This is a genomic window from Gordonia amicalis (assembly GCF_022059885.1).
GTDB lineage: Bacteria > Actinomycetota > Actinomycetes > Mycobacteriales > Mycobacteriaceae > Gordonia > Gordonia amicalis.
Window position 1 is genome coordinate 4,478,291 of sequence record NZ_CP091855.1, and the last position, 18,104, is coordinate 4,496,394.

Below are 18,104 nucleotides of genomic sequence, written 5' to 3' on the forward strand. Positions count from 1 at the left end.
GCTGAGCAGGGCGCTTTTCGGGGGCGGATCTCGGGGATGACGGGGTATGCGGGCCACCCAGGTAGAAAGTTCGGGGGCCCGAAACTATAGTGTCGGCATGCCCAAGTTGAACGCTGCCCGCCGACTCCTGCCAGTCGGCGCACTCATCGCTGCGATCGGGATTCTCATCTCGGGCTGCACCCTCTCCAGCCGGCTCCCCGACGAGAAGGTCGTGCTGACCACGTTCACCGTGCTCGCCGACATCGCGTCGAACGTGGCCGGCGACCGTCTCCGCGTCGAGTCGATCACCAAACCCGGCGCGGAGATACACGGCTACGAACCAACACCCGGCGACGTCCGACGCACGGCGACGGCTTCCCTCGTCGTCGACAACGGACTCAACCTCGAGGCCTGGTTCGGGCAGTTCGTCGAGGGCCTCGACGTCGAGCACGTCGTGGCCGGCGACGGCATCGCACCGATCGACATCGCCTCGGATGCCTATGCGGGCAAACCGAATCCGCATGCATGGATGAGTCCGGTCAACGTCGGCATCTACGTCGACAACCTGGTCGACGCCTTCACCGACCTCGACCCCGAGGGCGCCGAGATCTTCGCGGCGAACGGCGCGTCGTACAAGAAACAGTTGCAGCAGGTGCAGACCGAACTGGTCTCCGCACTCGACCACCTGCCGCCCAACGAACGCGCACTGGTCACCTGCGAAGGCGCCTTCTCCTACCTCGCACGCGACGCCGGGCTCACCGAGCGCTACATCTGGCCGGTCAACGCCGAGCAGCAGGCCACCCCGCAGCAGGTCGCCGCGACCATCGACTTCGTGCGCAAGAACCGGGTGCCGGCTGTCTTCTGCGAGTCGACCGTCTCCGACGCAGCGATGCAGCAGGTCGTCGGCGCCACCGACGCCCGCTTCGGGGGCACCCTGTACGTCGACTCCCTCTCGGAGGCCGACGGCCCCGTGCCCACCTACCTCGACCTGATCCGCCACGACGCCCGGACCATCGTGTCGGGACTGACGGGAGACAACCGATGATCACCTCGCAGGCAATCCAGGTCGACGACGTCACCGTGCGCTACGGGCGAATCCTCGCACTCGATCACGCGTCGGTGCGGGTGCCGACCGGCCGCGTCTGCGCCCTCATCGGCATGAACGGATCAGGAAAGTCGACACTGTTCAAGACCATCGTCGGGTCGGTCACCCCGACCACCGGCTCGGTCACCCTCGCGGGCAAGAGCCCGACCGCTGCCCGCAAGTCCGGCCTCGTCGGGTACGTACCGCAGTCCGAGGACATCGACTGGTCGTTCCCGCTGTCGGTACGCGATGTGGTGATGACCGGCCGCTACGGCCATCTCGGCTTCACCCGACGCCCCAGACGCGCCGACCACGACGCCGTCGACGCAGCACTCGCCCGCGTCGAACTCACCGACTACGCCGACCGCCAGATCGGCCAGCTCTCCGGCGGTCAACGCAAGCGCGCCTTCGTCGCCCGCGGCATCGCCCAGGAGGCGTCGATCCTCCTGCTCGATGAGCCGTTCGCCGGCGTCGACAAGCGCACCGAGGCCACGATCACCGCACTCCTGCGTGAACTCGCCGACTCCGGTGTGACGATCCTGGTCTCCACTCACGACCTGCAGGTCCTGCCGACGCTCGCCGACGAGGCGATCCTGCTGATGCGCCGGGTCGTCGCCCAGGGCGCTCCGGAAGAGGTCATCACCACCGACAATCTCGTGCGCGCCTTCGGACTCGACCCGCTCGAACGCGACCGCCAAGGAGAGGCATCGTGAGCATCGTCGACTACCTCCTCGACCCGTTCGCCTACGCGTTCATGACGCGTGCGCTGTGGGCGACGCTGATCTCGTCGGTGGTGTGCGCCCTGTTGTCCTGCTGGCTGGTGCTCATCGGCTGGTCGCTGATGGGTGACGCGGTCTCCCACGCGGTGCTGCCCGGCGTGGTCCTCGCCTACATCGTCGGAATCCCGTTCGCCATCGGCGCGGCCGTCTTCGGATTCCTCGCGGTGACGATGATCGGCGCGGTCCGCGACGGCGGGCGGGTGAAGGAGGACGCCGCAATCGGCATCGTCTTCACGACGCTGTTCGCGCTCGGCCTGGTCCTGATCTCGGTGACGCCGAGCCAGACCGATCTGAACCACATCATCTTCGGCAATCTGCTCGGCGTCTCGACGTCCGACCTCATCCAGATCGCCATCCTCGGCGCCATCGTCGCGGTCATCCTCCTGCTCAAGCGCCGCGACTTCACTCTCTACGCCTTCGATCCCACGCACGCCTTCGCCATCGGTCTGAGTCCGAGACTCCTCGGCGCTGCACTCCTCGCCCTACTCGCCCTGACCGCCGTGACCGCCCTGCAGGTCGTCGGCATCGTGCTGGTGGTGGCGATGCTGATCATCCCCGGCGCCACCGCGCAGCTGCTCACCAACCGATTCAGCCGGATGCTCATCATCGCTCCGGTCACCTCTGCACTGTGCGGCGTCATCGGCCTGTACGTGTCGTACTACCAGGACACCTCGCCCGGCGGCATGGTCGTTCTGGTGCAAGGCATCCTGTTCCTGCTCGTCTTCCTGTTCAGCCCGACCCACGGCGTCATCAGCAAGCGACGCCGTCACCGCGAGAACGCGCTGGCCGACGCCACGGCGGCTTGAGCCGCCGGCCGAGACCGCCCGCTGTCGAGATCCGCCGTATCAATCGGGTGTTGCCCACGTGCCCGCAGACCTGGATCCGACGTCCGGCATCATTTGGCGCACCACCGGATGTGACGGGAGTAAGGTGAGAATCGCTTGCAGCAGCGTCGAGCATCCTGTAACACCGAACCCCGGAGTGTGCGCGGTGATCATCCTCGGAATCATCCTTCTAGTTCTCGGATTCATCTTCGGCATCCCGATCCTGTGGACCCTGGGCATCATCATCGCCGTGATCGGCGCGATCCTGGCGATCCTCGGTGCCACCGGGCGCGCGGTGGGCGGTCGAGCGCACTACTACTGAGATAGGCATCCGGAGAACCAGCACCCGGCTTTCGCCGAACTCGAGGTTTGAGGTCAGCTCAGATTCCCGAACTGACCCCACGCTGTTTCCGAGTTCATGGGAAGGGCTGCGGAAGTGACCAGCAAATCCTACGGTGCCGTTGCGAGTGACGTGTCCAACCGCTGTACGCAAAAGCGCCCCACCTGCGAACAGGTGGGGCGCTTCGCCGTGGAGCTGCCGGGAATTGAACCCGGGTCCTCCGTCGTGTTGGTAGGGCTTCTCCGTGTGCAGTCCGCTATGTCTCTACTTGGATCTCCCGGTCACGCGAACAAGCCGAGATGACGATCCCAGTCGCTGTTTGATGTTCCGACCTCGCCCGCGACCGGCGAGGACGGTGAGCTCCCTGAGATGATGCCGGCATCCGGATTCGGGAGCAAAATCCGGGCCGACAGACTAGCCGTCGCTACTTAGGCAGCGAGGGCGTAGTCGCGCTGATTGGAATCGGCGCTTAATTGGTTGCTGCGACGCTTATACGGTGGTCTCCAGCCTGCACCGACACGCTTCCCCTACCTCGACGCACGTAGTCGAAACCGATCAGCCCCGAGGAGGAACCCGCCGACCGAAGTCAGCGAGTACTTCAGTCTAACAAGTCGGACAGCGGAGTCTATTCCCGGCTGAGCACGAGCGGGGCGTACAGCTCGACGACACGGTTCTCCCAGTCGTCGCCCACACTCCCCGACCTGGCCTTTTCGGCCACGAGCGTCCCGACGATCCCGTCGAGCAGCGCGTCCGGGTCCACGGTCGACGCCACGAGACCACGGCCCTTGCCGTCGTCGATGACGGCGGCGAGATCGGCGCGGTGCTTGGACAGCACGGTTCGGAAGATCTCGGTGAACGCGGGATCGGCATCGGTGATCAGCGCCGCCATGCCGCCGAATCCGATGCCGTCGGACACCATGGATGCCGCCTGCCGGACCACCCACCTGAGTCGCTGCTCACCGGACAGATCCTCGTCGAGGGCCGGCGGCGTTCCCACGGCGACGAGCGCGGCGGTCAGCATCTCGTCCCGGTTGCGGTGACGCCGATAGATGGTGGTGCGGGCGACGCCGGAATGAGCTGCGACCGCCTCGATCGTCACCCCGGCCGGACCTTTCGCGCGCAGCAACTCCAGCGCAGCCGTGATGATCTTCGAGCCGCTGTCAGCAGGCACCCGCGGAACCCTTCGTCGTCGAATCCGGTGCTTCAGGAATATCACGCGCCCATCGAGCGCTACATATAGTGTAGCGCTACAGTCGGTGTATCGATACATGAGATGTAGCGATCAATTCTCAACAAGGAGGTTGGTGGACGTGCACAATGCATCCAGCTCGAAGTCGTACGCATTCGCCGGGTACCTGGTGATGCTTCTCGGATTCCTTTTCCTGGGACTCTTCGTGGTGTCCCTGGCCGGCGGCATCGGTGCGCCGGCATGGCCGTTCGGCCTGGCGGTGGCAGTGCTGTTCGCCCTGTCCATCGCTGCTTTCCGGCTGCAGATCACACTCAGCGAGCAGCACTCCGACGACATGATCATCTCGTCGGATCCGATGACTCCCCCGCTGCGACGTGCCGACGTCGAACAGTACGAGCGGACCTACCGTCGCGCACGGGTGGCAGCCGTCGAGGCCCCCGCGACCGCACCCGCGGACGAGGGCACTCGTCTCGACCGGGCCGCCTGACGGCTATCTCACCGAAGGTGAGGTCACATCCCCTTCACCCGACGGCCGACCTCACGCTCGACCTCACGCTGCGCGGTCCGCTTGGCGATGTCGTGACGCTTGTCGTGGGCCTGCTTACCGCGGGCCAGCGCCAGCTCGACCTTCACGCGACCATCGCTGAAGTACATCGAGAGCGGCACGAGCGTGAGGTTGCCGTCTCGGATCTTGCCGATCAGGTTGTCGATCTCACGACGATGCATCAGCAGTTTGCGCTTACGCCGGACCGCGTGATTGGTCCACGAGCCCTGGCCGTACTCGGCGATGTGCAGGGCGTGCAGCCAGACCTCACCGTCGTCGATGGTGGCGAAGGCGTCGACGAGCGACGCCTTTCCGGCGCGCAGGCTCTTCACCTCGGTTCCGACGAGGACGATGCCGGCCTCGTAGACGTCGAGGATGGTGTAGTTGTGCCGCGCCTTGCGGTTCGTCGCAATCACGTTGCGTCCCTTTTCCCTGGGCATCGCGCACTCACCTCCTCGTCGAACCGGTAATCGTACTGGCCGCGCCACAACGGCAGCAGCGGGTCCGCTCACTCACGGACGTACACACGAAGGGTGACATATGCCGTCGCACCCGCCAACACAATTCCGCCGAGGATCAGCCAGGGCGCCACGAACAGCACGTCGGTCAGCTCGATGCGGGCGAAGAAGCTGACGCCGTACAACTCCTTCAACGCCGTGTCGAAGAAGAACTTCTTCGCGAGCAGCAGACCACCGATCGCCAACAGCGAACCGGCCAGGGCGGACACCACCGCCTCCAGCAGGAACGGCAACTGCGTGTACCACCGCGTCGCGCCCACCAGGCGCATGATCGACACCTCGGTCCGTCTGGTGAAGGCAGCGATCTGAACGGTGTTGATGATCAACAGGATCGCCGCGATCGCGAGCACCGATGCGATCGCGAAGGTCGCGTTCCGCACGCCGTCGAGCACGCTGAAGATACGTTGCACCAGTTTGCGATCGTCCTTGAAAGCGTCCACGCCCATGTCTTTTCGGCCCGCGTACTTGGTGAGCACGGCGTCGAACTGTGCCGGGTCGGAGACGCGGACCCGCAACGACGCCGGCAGCGTGCCCTCGACGATGTTCTCGGCGAGGTCGGGGTTGTTGGCGAAGATCTCCTTCGCACGCTTGTAGGCCTCGTCCTTGTCCAGGTACGTCACCGAGGTGACCCCGGGCTCGTTCTCGAGTCCCTGGCGCAACTGCGCACACGGGTCCGCATCACACTGCGGATCGCGTTCGGTGATCTCAGGATTGAGGTAGAACTCCATCTCCACCCGGTCGAGGAAGATCTTCTGGCTCTTGTCGGCCATCTGGATCACCAACAGACCGCCGCCGAACATGCCCAGCGTGATCGCCGTCGTGATGATCATCGCGATGGTCATGGTCGCGTTGCGGCGGAGTCCGTGGAGAACCTCGCTGATGATGAAATTCGCTCGCATGCTTGCTCAGACGTCCTTGGGGGTCGTTGTTGTGTGTCGGGAGTGGGCCGAGCCGTCAGCCGATTCCGTACACACCCTGCGGGTCGTTGCGCACGAGCTGCCCGTTGTCGAATTCGAGAACCCGGCGCCGCATCGCGTCGACGATGTGCCGGTCGTGAGTGGCCATGACCACCGTGGTGCCCCGACGATTGACGCGGTCGAGGACGTCGACGATCTCCTCACTGGTCTCGGGATCGAGGTTTCCGGTGGGTTCGTCGGCCAGCAGAACGAGCGGGCGGTTGACGATGGCACGGGCGATCGCCACTCGCTGCATCTCGCCGCCGGACAGCTCGTTGGGCATGCGGTCGTGCTTGCCCTCGAGGCCGACGTACTCGAGCACCTCGGGCACCACGCGCTGGACCGTCGACCGCGGGCGGCCGATCACCTCGAGCGCGAAGGCGACGTTCTCGGCGACGGTCTTCTTCTGCAGCAGACGGAAGTCCTGGAACACACAGCCGATCGACTGTCGCAGCTTGGGCACGTCCCGGGCCCGGAGCTTGTTGACGTGGAACTCACCGAGATACACGTCGCCGCTCGTCGGCCGGTCCTCCTTGAGCAGCAGTCGGAAGAACGTCGACTTGCCCGATCCGGACGGTCCGATGAGGAACGCGAACTCCCCCTTGTCGACCTCGAAGCTCAAATCCTTCAGAGCCGGCCGAGAGGATGCCTTGTACTGCATCGTGACGTTCTCCAGCTTGATCACGATGAGCCAGTGTAACGACGACGCCTGAGAGTCCGTTCAGGCGCGACACACCACACCGTGAATGTTCCTGACCTGCCCCTTCGGCAGCGGTTGTGTCGACCTCAGCGTGTCGGGACGGGCGTGGTCGGCGTCGGCGCGCCGAACTGCGGTATCTCCACCCCCGGCAGACCCGGGATCGTCGGGCGGGTGGTGGACGGCGTCGACGTGGAGCGTGTACCGCCCTCGGTCCCGCCGTCGATGCCCGGCTCGCTGGTCGACGACTCCGACGGTCTACTGGACGTGGTTTCGCTGAACGTCGACGGCACCGGTTCCTCATAGACCGGTGTGTCGACGACCTGCGACGTCTTCGGTGCAGGCCGAGGAGGTTCCGGCGCGACCACGCCGTAGCGCTGCGAGGTGTAGCCGTAGAGGACACAGCAGAGGATGAACACGGCGAACAGGATCGTGGTGCTGATCCGTACCGACGTCCTACCGATGTGCTGATTCCACCGGAACCGGAAGCGACGTCCGTCCTGCGGATCCGACGGCGACGAGCCCTGTGGGGATTCGGCCATCACTCGTCCCCGCCCCGGTCACGCGCGACCTGGTCGGCCAACGTTGCCGGCGGCCCACTCGACGCCTGGACGTCGCGTGGGGGCACGTTGATCCCCTCCCGTGCCAGCGCCCGGATGATGTGGACGCGCAGGGCGCGGCCCACTTCGAACTGCTTGCCCGGCAGGGTCCGCGTCACCATGCGCACGGTGATCGAGTCCAGTTCGAGGCTGATCACGCCGAGCGACGACGGCGCGTCGAGCAGCAGATCGTGCCAGCGCGGCAGCTCGTAGAACTCGCGGCCCACCCGATCGAGGGTGTCGTTGACGAGGCCGATGTCGGCCTCGGAGGGCACCGGCACGTCGACCACGGCGCGGGCCCAGTCCTTGGAGAGGTTGGTGGCCTTGATGATCTGACCGTTGGGGACGGTGATGACCTCGCCCTCGGTGGTGCGGAGCTTGGTCACCCGCAGGGTCACGTCCTCGACGGTTCCCTCGGCCGGGGCGTTGCCGGTGACGGTCAGGTTCACCACGTCGCCGTAGCCGTACTGCTTCTCGGCAACGACGAAGAAGCCCGCCAGGATGTCCTGCACGATGCGCTGCGCGCCGAAACCGAGGGCTGCACCGATCACGGCGGTCGGTCCGGTGAGCCCGCTGAGCGGGATCCCGAACACGCCCAGGATGTGGATGACGACGACGATCGCAATGCCGACGATCAGCGTCCACGCCACCACATCGACCAGCGCCCGACGGTGTTTGGCGTCCTCCGTCTGGACGATGAGGTCGCTGGTGGAGAAGCGCGACTCGACCCGCGTGGCATATCTGCCGGCGAACCACCGGATGACGCGGGCCAACAGGACCGCACCCAGGATCCAGATCACGATCTCGAGTCCGTTGGTGGCCAGCCAGACATAGACCCGGCCGATGAGGAGTTCGGTCGGGGACGGCCCGGCGGCCAGCAGCGCGGCTCCCGGCTGCACGGTCACGCTTCGGCGGACGCCATACGCCAGCGAATGCCGGCTTCGATGAACTTGTCGAGCTCTCCGTCGAGCACCGCGGTCGGGTTGTTGTCCTCCACGCCGGTCCGCAGGTCCTTGACCATCTGGTACGGGTGCAGCACGTAGGAACGCATCTGGTTGCCCCAGCTCGAACCGCCGTCACCCTTCAGTGCGTCGAGTTCGGCGCGCTCCTCCAGTCGCTTGCGTTCGAGGAGCTTGGCCTGCAGCACCCGCATCGCCGACGCCTTGTTCTGCAGCTGGCTCTTCTCGTTCTGACAGGTCACGACGATGCCGGTCGGGATGTGTGTCAGGCGCACGGCGGAGTCGGTGGTGTTGACCGACTGACCACCGGGGCCGGACGAGCGGTAGACGTCGACCTTCACGTCGTTCTCGTCGACGTCGATGTGGTCGGTGGTCTCGACCACCGGCAGCACCTCCACCTCGGCGAACGAGGTCTGGCGGCGGCTCTGGTTGTCGAACGGGCTGATCCGCACGAGGCGGTGGGTGCCCTGCTCGACCGAGAGGGTGCCGTACATGTAGGGCGCCTTGACCGCGAAGGTCGCGGACTTGAGGCCCGCCTCTTCGGCGTAGGAGGTGTCGTAGACCTCGACGCCGTACCCCTTCTGCTCGGCCCAGCGGATGTACATGCGCATCAGCATCTGCGCCCAGTCGGCGGCGTCCACACCACCGGCGCCCGAGCGGATGTTGACCAGTGCCTCGCGGGAGTCGTACTCACCCGCGAGCATCGTCTTGACCTCCATGGCCTCGATGTCGGCGCGCAGGCTCGCCCGCTCGGCATCGGCGTCGGCCAGGGCCGCGGTCTTGTCGTCACCCTCTTCGGCGTCGGCGAGCTCGTAGTGCACGGGCAGGTCGTCGAGGCGCTGACGCAGTTCGGAGACCTTGCGCAGCTCGGACTGGGCGTGCGAGAGCTCGCTGGTGACCTTCTGCGCGTGGTCCTGGTCGTTCCACAGGTCGGGATCGGAGGCCTGCATCTCCAGCTCGTCGATGCGACGACGGAGCTCCTCGAGGTCGAGCACCTTTTCCACGGTGGTCAAGGTGGTGTCGAGGGATTCGAGGTCTGCGGTCACGTCGGGATGCACGGTTATCCAGAGTACCGACCGCGGGCCGGGTCAGACAGTGTCAGGCCCCGCAGTTCAGATGCCGCCGGGTCCCGCGGGCGGCTGCGGATCGGGCAGGACACCGAACTGCCAGGACGTCACGGCCTTCTGCGGCTTGTAGATCACCGGCAGGTCGTCGCCCACCTGCGGCCACGGATCGTCGGGACCGAGCACAAGCGTTCCGTAGACCTCGGTCGGGTTGGTCTCCGGTCCGACGATGGTCCCGGTGATGGTGTAGAAGCGCTGGCCGTTCTTGTCCGTCGTGCTCTGCGGGTCGACCTGGTCGTCGGAGACGCCGACGACCGTCAGCGTGCCCTGCACATACTGCGAGGCCTTACCTGGGGACATCGCCCGCGGATTCCGGCCTCGCTGCCACTGGACGACCAGCACCACCACCAGCGCGGCCAGCAACAGGGTGAACGTCACGGTGAGCAGCATGACGGCTACCCTACCGGGCATGTCCGCCGACTCCGGTCCGAAAAACCCCAGAACCGCACAGAGCTACGACGACGACCTCGAACTCGCGCTGTCGCTCGCCGATTCCGCCGATGCGCTGACCACGGACCGGTTCGGGGCGGTCGACCTCCGCGTCGACGACAAACCGGACCTGACACCCGTCACCGACGCCGACCTCGCCTGCGAGACGCTGCTCCGCGAACGGTTGGCCGCCCGCCGGCCCGCCGACACGGTCCTCGGTGAGGAGTTCGGCGGTGACGCGACCCTCACCGGTCGCCAATGGGTCATCGACCCCATCGACGGCACCAAGAACTTCGTCCGCGGTGTCCCGGTCTGGGCCACGCTGATCGCCCTGCTCGTCGACGGCGTGCCCACGGTCGGCGTGGTGTCGGCACCCGCCCTGCGTCGACGCTGGTGGGCCGCCGGCGGACTCGGCGCCCACACGTGCTTCGACGGTGAGGACGCCCGTCAGCTCTCGGTGTCGGGGGTCGGCGACCTCTCCGCGTCGAGCCTGGCGTTCTCGAGCCTCTCCGGCTGGGCCGACCGCGGCATCCGCGACCGTTTCGTCGACCTCACCGATCAGGTGTGGCGGGTCCGCGGCTACGGCGACTTCTTCAACTACTGCCTGGTGGCCGAGGGCGCGGTCGACGTCGCCGCCGAGCCGGAGGTCTCCCTCTGGGACCTCGCTCCCCTCGACATCCTCGTCCGGGAGGCCGGCGGGCGGTTCACCGCACTCGACGGGACCCCGGGTCCCGCCGGCGGCAGTGCCGTCGCCAGCAACGGCCTGCTCCACGACAAGGTGCTGGCCGCGCTCCGTCCCTAGAGCGCAGTCCCAAGAGCTTCGTCCCTAGAGCTCCGTACCGGTCTCCTTGTCGAGGACCTTGAACTCGGTCGCGTCGTTCTTCATGTCCGACAGTCGCCCGTAGTGGATGCCGGTCCCGGCGTCGGAGAGGATCGCCTGGTGGATCGGCACCGCGACCCGCGGGGCCATCGCGCGGAGGTAGTCGACGGATTCGCTGAGCTTCATCCACGGCGCGGCCGACGGCAGCGCGAGGACGTCGACGCGCTCGAACGGGATGTAGAAAGAGTCACCCGGGTGCATGAACTGTCCCGGGTTCTCGGGGGTGCCGAGAATATAGGCGACGTTGTCGACGACCGGGATCTCCGGGTGGATGACCGCGTGCCGGCCGCCGGTGAATCGTGCGGTGAGTGAACCGATCTCGATCAGGCCACCACTGTGGGCAGCCGTCCACTCCCCCGCGACGTCGTCGCCGTTGAGCTGCGCGGTGGTCTGCGGGTCGGCGTAGAGCACGGCGTCGGGGTTGCCCGCGACGAGGTCGGGCAGCTTCGCGACATCACAGTGATCGGGATGCTGATGGGTGATGAGGATGGCGTCGAGACCGCTGATGCCCTCGAAACCGTGCGAGAAGTTGCCCGGGTCGAAGAGCACCTTGGTCCCGTCGATCTCGACGAGCAGACAGGAGTGGCCGAAGTGGGTGATCTGCATGCATCCACTCTGCCTTCTTCAGACCACGATCGGGAAGATCCCCCAGCCCGCGGCGGCGTCGACGATGCGCGCCAACCCGTAGGTCAGCCACACGCCCAGCAGGACTGCACCCGCGCGGCCCAGCACGAGGTCGCGCCAGCTCCCGAGCGGAGACTTCCGCCGCCACACCAGAGTTGCGGTCGCGAGGGCGACGGTCACCATGGTGAGGACGAGCAGGATCGGCCCGAAGACGTTGAAGCGAAACGCCGCTCCGACGTCGCCGTGCATGAACGCCACCCAGCTACGGGTGAGACCGCAACCCGGACACGGCAGGCCCGTCATCATCGCGAACGGACAGATCCCCGGACCGGCGTCGATCCCGGCCGGGGTGAACACGCACGCGGCTCCCACCGCGGCGGCACCGGCCAGTCCGACGACCGCCGCACCCAGCGCGCCGGTGGACGATAAGCGCAGGTCGGAGCGGGCTTCCACGGTCACCCGGCCAGCCTAGCGCGCAACACCCCCGCCGGCGTCGGACAAGTAGGTGACAAACTTCTTACTGCAGAGTAAGGTTTGGACTTACCACCGAGTAAGATCGGTCCGCAAATACCTGTGCAGAGCCCCTCACCGGGGCGACTGGAAGAACGGCTGGTGATCATGACAACTCACACCGAACCGCGCGACACCTCCGCAGTCGGCCGCAACCCGCATCCCCGCAACTTCATCGGCACCGCGATGCGTGTCCTCACGACGGTGACCGGCTCGGAGTTCGCGGAGAAGTACAAGATCCGCGAACCCATCAACCGGGTCGCCTACCAGGCCACCAAGACCGGCTTCCAGACCCTCGGTGCGGCCAACCGCGCGTTCAAGGCCGCCCAGGGCGGCTCGGGCGACGCCAAGCGGCTGACCACCGCACCCAAGAACTACTTCAACCTCACCCCCGACGACGAGCAGCAGATGATCGCGGAGACGGTGAAGGAGTTCGCCACCGAGATCCTGCGCCCCGCCGCCTACGACGCCGATGCCGCGGCCACGGCGCCCGAGGACATCGTCAAGCGCTCGGCCGAGCTGGGCATCACGATGATCAACGTGCCCGAGACCTTCGACGGTGCGGCCTCCGAGCGTGGCGTGGTCACCAACGCACTCGTCGCCGAGGCGATGGCCTACGGCGACATGGGCCTGGCCCTCCCGCTTCTGGCGCCGAGTGGTGTGGCCACCACCCTCACCAACTTCGGCACCGACTCCCAGCAGCGCACCTACCTGCCCGACTTCGCCGGCGAGAACGTGCCGCAGTCGGCCGTCGTCATCGCCGAGCCCAAGCCACTGTTCGACGCATTCGCGTTGAGCACCAAGGCAACCCGCGTACCCAGCGGCTACCGCCTCAACGGCGTGAAGTCCTTCGTCCCGGCCGCCGGGTCGTCGGAGTTGTTCGTCGTCGGAGCCCAGCTCGACGGCAAACCCGCGCTGTTCCTGGTCGAGTCCGACTCCAAGGGCCTGATCGTCGAAGCCGATCCCGGCATGGGTGTCCGCGCCGCCGGCATGGGACGCCTGCTCCTGCAGGACGTCGCCGTTCCCGAGACGGCACTGCTGGCCGGCGACGGCGACGCCGCTTTCGCCGCGTACCGCGACGTGGTGCGCCTGTCACGCCTCGGCTGGTCCGCACTGGCCGCCGGTACCGCCCGCGCGGTCCTCGACTACGTCATCCCCTACGTCAACGAGCGTGAGGCCTTCGGCGAGCCGATCTCCAACCGGCAGGCGGTCGCGTTCATGGTCGCCAACATCGCCACCGAGGTCGATTCGATCCGCCTCGTGACGCTGCGCGGCGCCGCACGTGCCGAGCAGGGCCTGAGCTTCGCCCGCGAAGCCGCCCTCGCCCGCAAGCTCACCATCGACAAGGGCCTGCAGATCGGCCTCGACGGCGTCCAGCTGCTCGGCGGACACGGCTTCACCAAGGAGCACCCGGTCGAGCGCTGGTACCGCGACCTCCGCGGCGCCGGCATCGGCGAAGGCATCGTCGTCCTCTAGACCGCCTGTGACCCAAGGAAACTGACATGAGCATCAATCTCGAACTCCCGAAGAAGCTGCACGTCACCATCGACCAGGCACATCAGGCGGCGGCGGAGATCTTCCGACCCATCTCGCGCAAATACGATCTGCGCGAACACGATTACCCGGTCGAACTCGACACCCTGGCCAGCCTCTACGACGGTCTCTCGGAGACCGGCCAGGCCGGCGCGGGTGCCGACGGCGGTCGCAGCCAGCAGAAGAAGGCGAAGCCGCGCGAAGAGGGCGCGGTGGTCAACGGCGGCAACATGCAGTCGGCGCTCAACGTGATCGAAACAGGCTGGGGCGACCTCGGTCTCATGCTGTCCATCCCCTACCAGGGTCTGGGGAACTCGGCGATCGCCGCGGTGGCCACCGACGAACAGCTGGAGCGGTTCGGCAAGGTGTGGGCCGCGATGGCCATCACCGAGCCCAGCTTCGGCTCCGACTCGGCGGCCGTGAGCACCACCGCCACCCTCGACGGCGACGAGTACGTCATCAACGGCGAGAAGATCTTCGTGACCGCCGGCTCGCGCGCCACCCACATCGTCGTATGGGCGACCGTCGACAAGAGCCTGGGCCGCGCCGCGATCAAGAGCTTCGTGGTCCCGCGTGAGCACCCCGGGGTGGAAGTCGTTCGGCTGGAACACAAGCTGGGCATCCGCGTCTCCGACACCGCGGTGATCCGGTTCGAGAACTGCCGGATCCCCAAGGAGAACCTGCTCGGCTCCCCCGAGGTGGACACCAAGAAGGGGTTCGGCGGGGTCATGCAGACCTTCGACAACACGCGGCCCCTCGTCGCGGGCATGGCGGTCGGTGTCGCGCGTGCCGCTCTCGAGGAACTGCGCCGCATTCTCGACGAGGCCGGTATCGAGGTCGACTACGACCGTCCCGCCGCCGACCAGCACGCCGCGGCCGCCGAGTTCCTGCGCATGGAGGCCGACTTCGAGGCGGCCTACCTGCACACGATGCGCGCCACCTGGATGGCCGACAACAAGCAACCGAACTCGACCGAGGCGTCGATGTCGAAGGCCAAGGCCGGACGCACCGTCACCGACATCACCAACAAGGTGGTCGAGCTGACCGGCACGCTCGGGTACTCGGAGCGCCTGCTGGTGGAGAAGTGGGCCCGCGACTCGAAGATCCTCGACATCTTCGAGGGCACCCAGCAGATCCAGAACCTCATCATCGCCCGCCGCGTGCTGAACAAGAGCAGCGCCGAGCTCAAGTGAGTCTCTGACCGTGCGCTTTTCGTCCCCGCCGCCTCGACGAAGGTGGCGGGGACGAATGCGTTCGGCGCCGGTCGACCTCAGGCCGCCCCGACTAGTGCCAGACCGACGGCACATGCGGCGACCGATACGGTCAGCGTGATTCCGGCGTACCCGGCCGCGACCAGCCTCTGCCGGTTCTCCGCCAGGCGGACGACCTCGAAGCTCGCGGTGCTGAAAGTGGTGTAACCGCCACAGAATCCGGTGCCGACGACGGCCTGCAGTTCATGCGGAGCCCCCTGGAAGATCACCAGACCGGCGAGCACACCGAGCAGCGCCGAACCGGTCACGTTGATGACGAAGGTTCCCCACGGGGTGATGCTGGGCCACTTCCATTTGACCGCACCGTCGACGACGAAGCGCACCACCGCTCCGAGCGCTCCCGCCACCACCACGGCGAGGGCGATCATCGCCGCCTCCGTCGTGCCGCGAACCCCGAGGCGGCAGCGATCCCACAGGCTGCCGCGCCGAGACCGAGCACGACGCTGACCGCCGCGTACGCGATGGCGGTCACCACCGCCGACGCGCGGGTCAGTTCCGAGATCTCCAGTGCGAACGTGCTGTAGGTGGTCAGTGCCCCGCAGATGCCGGTGCCACCGAACAACCTCACCCGCTGTCGCCAGCCCTCGTCATGGCCAAGCCGCGCAAGCAGTTCCAGGAGCGCACCGAGTACGAAGGCGCCGATGATGTTGACCGCGAACGTCGCCCACGGCCAGTGCCCCTCGGCTGCGGGGAATGTCTCCTCTGCCCAGTACCGCACGCCCGTACCGATCAGCCCTCCCGCGAACACCCACACCAAGGCGTGCACGCGCAGATGCAGCGGCCGTTCGTCGGGATCGACGGGGAGTTCGTCGTGCTTGTCCACATGCACGCGACAAGTCTCCGCTACGTGACGACCGTGTACAACACGATCAGATAGACCGGCACCAGCACGTCGAAGAAGAAGATCGGTCCGGCGTTGCCCGCCTTGAAGTTCCGGTGCGTCACCATCTCCCGCACGTGTCCGACGGCGGCACCCAGGTAGAACACGGAGAACGCGATGATCGTGGCCAGGGTGAACTCGTCACCGAAACCGGAGGCGATGACACCCAGCACACCGGTCGCCAGGCTGGCGAGACCGACCTCCCACTGCCACGGCGTCTTCGACGGCCAGCCGATCGACTCCGCGATCGGCTCGCCGAAGAACATGTGACCGCACCCGGTCATCCAGCCCTGTACGCCGATCATCCACAGCACCGAGTTCTCGAGCAGATCCCGGCCTGGTTCGCCTCCAGGTGACAGCACATCGATCACCGTCATGACGATCGTGCCGACCAGCCCGACGAACGGGACGAGGGCTATCGCGGTGCGGAGGATGCGGTCGCGCACGTCGTGACGCCCGTCAACCCTTGAGCTGCTCGGCGAGCGCGGTCAGGACGTCCGGGTCCTCGATGGTCGACGGGACCGTGTAGTCCTCGTGGTCGGCGATCTGGCGCATCGTCTTGCGCAGGATCTTGCCCGACCGAGTCTTGGGCAGCGCCGGCACCACCGTCACATCGCGGAAGGTCGCGACGGCGCCGATCTCGTTGCGCACCATGGCGACCAGTTCGCTCCGCAGCGTGTCCGCCTCGATGTCGACACCCGACTTCAGCACTACGTAACCGCTCGGGCGCTGTCCTTTGAGATCGTCGTGGATCCCGATGACCGCGCATTCGGCGACCGCCGGATGCGACGCCACGACCGCCTCGATACTTCCGGTCGAAAGCCGGTGCCCGGCAACGTTGATCACGTCATCCGAGCGTCCCAGGACGAACACGTACCCGTCGGAGTCGAGATATCCGCTGTCGCCGGTCAGGTAGTACCCCTCGAAGGCGGCGAGGTAGGACTTGCGGTAGCGCTCCTCGTCGCGCCACAAACCGGTCAGCGTCCCCGGCGGCAGCGGGAGGGTGATGACGATGTTGCCCTCCTCATTCGCGCCCACCTGCTTGCCCTCGGCGTCGACGACGCCCACCTGATAACCGGGGACGGGGACCGTCGGCGACCCCGCCTTGATCGGCATCGGTTCCAGGCCACGAAGATTCGCCGCAATGGCCCAGCCGGTCTCGGTCTGCCACCAGTGGTCGACGACCGGCACCCCGAGAACCTCCGAGGCCCAGGTGAAGGTGTCCGGGTCGAGCCGCTCGCCTGCAGCGAACAACGTTTGGAGCGTGGACACGTCGTACTTCGCCAGCTCCGCGGCATTCGGGTCGGCTTTGCGGACGGCGCGGATCGCGGTCGGCGCGGTGAAGAGTGCCTTGACGCCGTGGTCGGCGATGACGCGCCAGAAGGCACCGGCGTCCGGCGTACCGACCGGCTTGCCCTCGTACATCACGGTCGTCGCACCGACCAGCAGCGGCGCGTACACGATGTAGGAGTGGCCGACGACCCAGCCGACGTCGGACGCCGTCCACCACAGGTCACCGGCGGAGATGCCGTAGATGTTCTTCATCGACCAGGTCAGCGCGACGGCATGGCCGCCGTTGTCGCGGACCACGCCCTTGGGCTTTCCGGTGGTGCCGGAGGTGTAGAGGATGTAGAGCGGATCGGTCGCGGCGACGGGCACTGGGTCGACGGCCCGGGCGTCGCCCATCGCGGAATCCCAGTCCAGCCAACCGTCGTGATCGGCTGCGGAGCCGTTGATCTCGGGACGGTCCTTGACGATGACGGTCTGCGGAGCACTGGCCGACAGTTCGATCGCCCTCGCCACCATCGGCAGGTACTCGACCGCGCGCCCCGGCTCCAGACCACCGGAGGCGGTGACGACAGCGACCGGCTCGGCGTCGTCGATGCGGGTGGCGAGTTCGGGTGCGGCGAACCCACCGAAGACCACCGAGTGGACGGCACCGATCCGCGCGCAGGCCAGCATCGCGATCGCGGCCTCCGGGATCATCGGCATGTAGATGACGACACGGTCGCCGGCGGCGATGCCCCGGGCGGCGAGGACACCTGCGAAGCGCGAGACCTCGTCGAGCAGTTCGGCATAGGTGTAACGGCGGACCTCGCCGACCATCGCCGAATCCCAGATGAGTACGGTGCGGTCGCCGTTTCCGGCCTGCACGTGCCGGTCGAGGGCGTTGTACGACGTGTTCAGCTCGCCGTCGGGAAACCAGCGGTAGAACGGAGCGGCCGAGTCGTCGAGGGCGCGAGTGGGCCGCACGGTCCAGTCGACGGCCCGGGCGGCCTCGAGCCAAAAGCCTTCACGATCGTCGACCGCCTGGGTGAATGCTTCGGTGTACCGGCCCATGGCCATCCTTTCGCCGTTCTCGCGCGTAGGGCGGGACACCTCATG

General features: G+C 66.8%; 22 protein-coding genes and 1 other RNA gene. 8 read left to right on the top strand and 15 right to left on the bottom strand.

What is annotated here, in order from left to right; genetic code table 11:
* The first annotated feature begins 97 nt into the window (after positions 1–97).
* The 4 genes from IHQ52_RS20670 to IHQ52_RS20685 all read left to right on the top strand — a co-directional run bounded on the left by IHQ52_RS20670 (position 98) and on the right by IHQ52_RS20685 (position 2,988).
* Complete coding sequence (locus IHQ52_RS20670; RefSeq protein WP_006435878.1) at positions 98–1,024, top strand: metal ABC transporter substrate-binding protein; 927 nt, start codon at positions 98–100, stop codon at positions 1,022–1,024.
* A complete protein-coding gene (locus tag IHQ52_RS20675) occupies positions 1,021–1,776 on the top strand; it encodes a metal ABC transporter ATP-binding protein (protein WP_006435877.1) in 756 nt (251 codons plus the stop codon). Before IHQ52_RS20670 ends, IHQ52_RS20675 begins: the two co-directional genes overlap by 4 nt.
* Positions 1,773–2,648 carry a metal ABC transporter permease gene (locus IHQ52_RS20680; RefSeq protein WP_006435876.1) on the top strand — a complete coding sequence of 292 codons (876 nt, stop codon included), beginning with the start codon at positions 1,773–1,775 and terminating at the stop codon, positions 2,646–2,648. The genes IHQ52_RS20675 and IHQ52_RS20680 overlap by 4 nt, the downstream gene beginning before the upstream one ends.
* Before the next feature lie 184 nt (positions 2,649–2,832).
* Positions 2,833–2,988: a DUF6131 family protein gene (locus IHQ52_RS20685; protein WP_085950442.1), complete on the top strand. Its 156-nt coding sequence runs from the start codon at positions 2,833–2,835 to the stop codon at positions 2,986–2,988.
* Positions 2,989–3,193: 205 nt separating this feature from the next.
* Here the strand turns inward: IHQ52_RS20685 and ssrA are convergent.
* Positions 3,194–3,569, bottom strand: a transfer-messenger RNA (tmRNA) gene (gene ssrA, locus IHQ52_RS20690).
* 62 nt (positions 3,570–3,631) lie between these two features.
* Positions 3,632–4,177, bottom strand: coding sequence for a TetR/AcrR family transcriptional regulator (locus IHQ52_RS20695; RefSeq protein WP_006435874.1), 546 nt, complete (start codon positions 4,175–4,177; stop codon positions 3,632–3,634).
* A gap of 133 nt (positions 4,178–4,310) precedes the next feature.
* On the opposite strand from IHQ52_RS20695, the gene IHQ52_RS20700 reads away from it, so the two are divergent.
* Positions 4,311–4,682: a hypothetical protein gene (locus IHQ52_RS20700; RefSeq protein WP_006435873.1), complete on the top strand. Its 372-nt coding sequence runs from the start codon at positions 4,311–4,313 to the stop codon at positions 4,680–4,682.
* A 23-nt stretch (positions 4,683–4,705) separates the two neighbouring features.
* On the opposite strand, the gene smpB is transcribed toward IHQ52_RS20700, so the two are convergent.
* The 7 genes from smpB to IHQ52_RS20735 form a co-directional block, all read right to left on the bottom strand.
* Positions 4,706–5,179: an SsrA-binding protein SmpB gene (gene smpB, locus IHQ52_RS20705; protein ID WP_006435872.1), complete on the bottom strand. Its 474-nt coding sequence runs from the start codon at positions 5,177–5,179 to the stop codon at positions 4,706–4,708.
* A gap of 68 nt (positions 5,180–5,247) precedes the next feature.
* Complete coding sequence (gene ftsX, locus IHQ52_RS20710) at positions 5,248–6,156, bottom strand: permease-like cell division protein FtsX (RefSeq protein WP_006435871.1); 909 nt, start codon at positions 6,154–6,156, stop codon at positions 5,248–5,250.
* Positions 6,157–6,211: 55 nt separating this feature from the next.
* Positions 6,212–6,898, bottom strand: a complete 687-nt coding sequence (ftsE, locus tag IHQ52_RS20715) for a cell division ATP-binding protein FtsE (RefSeq protein WP_006435870.1) — start codon at positions 6,896–6,898, stop codon at positions 6,212–6,214.
* A gap of 101 nt (positions 6,899–6,999) precedes the next feature.
* Positions 7,000–7,452, bottom strand: a complete 453-nt coding sequence (locus IHQ52_RS20720) for a hypothetical protein (protein WP_006435869.1) — start codon at positions 7,450–7,452, stop codon at positions 7,000–7,002.
* The gene (locus IHQ52_RS20725) at positions 7,452–8,414 is read right to left on the bottom strand and encodes a mechanosensitive ion channel family protein (protein WP_006435868.1); all 963 of its coding nucleotides are present in this window, start codon (positions 8,412–8,414) and stop codon (positions 7,452–7,454) included. Before IHQ52_RS20725 ends, IHQ52_RS20720 begins: the two co-directional genes overlap by 1 nt.
* Positions 8,411–9,526 (bottom strand): peptide chain release factor 2, encoded by a 1,116-nt coding sequence (gene prfB, locus IHQ52_RS20730; protein ID WP_006435867.1) that lies wholly within the window; start codon positions 9,524–9,526, stop codon positions 8,411–8,413. Before prfB ends, IHQ52_RS20725 begins: the two co-directional genes overlap by 4 nt.
* A 54-nt stretch (positions 9,527–9,580) precedes the next feature.
* Complete coding sequence (locus IHQ52_RS20735) at positions 9,581–9,982, bottom strand: hypothetical protein (protein WP_006435866.1); 402 nt, start codon at positions 9,980–9,982, stop codon at positions 9,581–9,583.
* 19 nt (positions 9,983–10,001) lie between these two features.
* Between IHQ52_RS20735 and hisN the strand changes: the two genes are divergently transcribed.
* Positions 10,002–10,823, top strand: coding sequence for a histidinol-phosphatase (gene hisN / locus IHQ52_RS20740; protein ID WP_051995381.1), 822 nt, complete (start codon positions 10,002–10,004; stop codon positions 10,821–10,823).
* A 24-nt stretch (positions 10,824–10,847) separates the two neighbouring features.
* Here hisN and IHQ52_RS20745 read toward each other — a convergent pair whose 3' ends face one another.
* Together IHQ52_RS20745 and IHQ52_RS20750 are read right to left on the bottom strand one after the other, a co-directional pair.
* Positions 10,848–11,507, bottom strand: a complete 660-nt coding sequence (locus IHQ52_RS20745) for an MBL fold metallo-hydrolase (protein ID WP_006435864.1) — start codon at positions 11,505–11,507, stop codon at positions 10,848–10,850.
* Between the two features lie 18 nt (positions 11,508–11,525).
* Positions 11,526–11,984: a DUF2752 domain-containing protein gene (locus IHQ52_RS20750; RefSeq protein ID WP_006435863.1), complete on the bottom strand. Its 459-nt coding sequence runs from the start codon at positions 11,982–11,984 to the stop codon at positions 11,526–11,528.
* Positions 11,985–12,143: 159 nt separating this feature from the next.
* On the opposite strand from IHQ52_RS20750, the gene IHQ52_RS20755 reads away from it, so the two are divergent.
* Both IHQ52_RS20755 and IHQ52_RS20760 read left to right on the top strand, forming a co-directional pair.
* On the top strand, positions 12,144–13,511 hold the full coding sequence (locus tag IHQ52_RS20755; RefSeq protein ID WP_040004673.1) for an acyl-CoA dehydrogenase family protein: 1,368 nt from the start codon (positions 12,144–12,146) through the stop codon (positions 13,509–13,511).
* A 26-nt stretch (positions 13,512–13,537) separates the two neighbouring features.
* The gene (locus IHQ52_RS20760; RefSeq protein WP_006435861.1) at positions 13,538–14,761 is read left to right on the top strand and encodes an acyl-CoA dehydrogenase family protein; all 1,224 of its coding nucleotides are present in this window, start codon (positions 13,538–13,540) and stop codon (positions 14,759–14,761) included.
* A gap of 77 nt (positions 14,762–14,838) precedes the next feature.
* On the opposite strand, the gene IHQ52_RS20765 is transcribed toward IHQ52_RS20760, so the two are convergent.
* From IHQ52_RS20765 to IHQ52_RS20780, 4 genes are read right to left on the bottom strand one after another with little or no spacing between them, the layout of a single operon-like run.
* Positions 14,839–15,207 carry a fluoride efflux transporter FluC gene (locus IHQ52_RS20765; RefSeq protein WP_006435860.1) on the bottom strand — a complete coding sequence of 123 codons (369 nt, stop codon included), beginning with the start codon at positions 15,205–15,207 and terminating at the stop codon, positions 14,839–14,841.
* Entirely contained in the window at positions 15,204–15,668 is a 465-nt protein-coding gene (gene crcB / locus IHQ52_RS20770; RefSeq protein ID WP_006435859.1) for a fluoride efflux transporter CrcB, read from the bottom strand. The genes IHQ52_RS20765 and crcB overlap by 4 nt, the downstream gene beginning before the upstream one ends.
* 14 nt (positions 15,669–15,682) lie before the next feature.
* Positions 15,683–16,165 (bottom strand): DUF6790 family protein, encoded by a 483-nt coding sequence (locus IHQ52_RS20775; protein WP_006435858.1) that lies wholly within the window; start codon positions 16,163–16,165, stop codon positions 15,683–15,685.
* Between the two features lie 13 nt (positions 16,166–16,178).
* Complete coding sequence (locus IHQ52_RS20780) at positions 16,179–18,059, bottom strand: propionyl-CoA synthetase (protein ID WP_006435857.1); 1,881 nt, start codon at positions 18,057–18,059, stop codon at positions 16,179–16,181.
* Positions 18,060–18,104: the final 45 nt, after the last annotated feature.

Bases quoted from the DNA above. Each gene is read 5' to 3' on its own strand.
- hisN (WP_051995381.1), top strand. From the start codon at position 10,002: ATGTCCGCCGACTCCGGTCCGAAAAACCCCAGAACCGCACAGAGCTAC.
- IHQ52_RS20755 (WP_040004673.1), top strand. From the start codon at position 12,144: ATGACAACTCACACCGAACCGCGCGACACCTCCGCAGTCGGCCGCAAC.
- IHQ52_RS20760 (WP_006435861.1), top strand. From the start codon at position 13,538: ATGAGCATCAATCTCGAACTCCCGAAGAAGCTGCACGTCACCATCGAC.
- IHQ52_RS20720 (WP_006435869.1), bottom strand. From the start codon at position 7,452: ATGGCCGAATCCCCACAGGGCTCGTCGCCGTCGGATCCGCAGGACGGA.
- smpB (WP_006435872.1), bottom strand. From the start codon at position 5,179: ATGCCCAGGGAAAAGGGACGCAACGTGATTGCGACGAACCGCAAGGCG.
- ftsX (WP_006435871.1), bottom strand. From the start codon at position 6,156: ATGCGAGCGAATTTCATCATCAGCGAGGTTCTCCACGGACTCCGCCGC.
- IHQ52_RS20675 (WP_006435877.1), top strand. From the start codon at position 1,021: ATGATCACCTCGCAGGCAATCCAGGTCGACGACGTCACCGTGCGCTAC.
- IHQ52_RS20780 (WP_006435857.1), bottom strand. From the start codon at position 18,059: ATGGGCCGGTACACCGAAGCATTCACCCAGGCGGTCGACGATCGTGAA.
- IHQ52_RS20765 (WP_006435860.1), bottom strand. From the start codon at position 15,207: ATGATCGCCCTCGCCGTGGTGGTGGCGGGAGCGCTCGGAGCGGTGGTG.
- IHQ52_RS20735 (WP_006435866.1), bottom strand. From the start codon at position 9,982: ATGCTGCTCACCGTGACGTTCACCCTGTTGCTGGCCGCGCTGGTGGTG.
- IHQ52_RS20670 (WP_006435878.1), top strand. From the start codon at position 98: ATGCCCAAGTTGAACGCTGCCCGCCGACTCCTGCCAGTCGGCGCACTC.
- IHQ52_RS20745 (WP_006435864.1), bottom strand. From the start codon at position 11,507: ATGCAGATCACCCACTTCGGCCACTCCTGTCTGCTCGTCGAGATCGAC.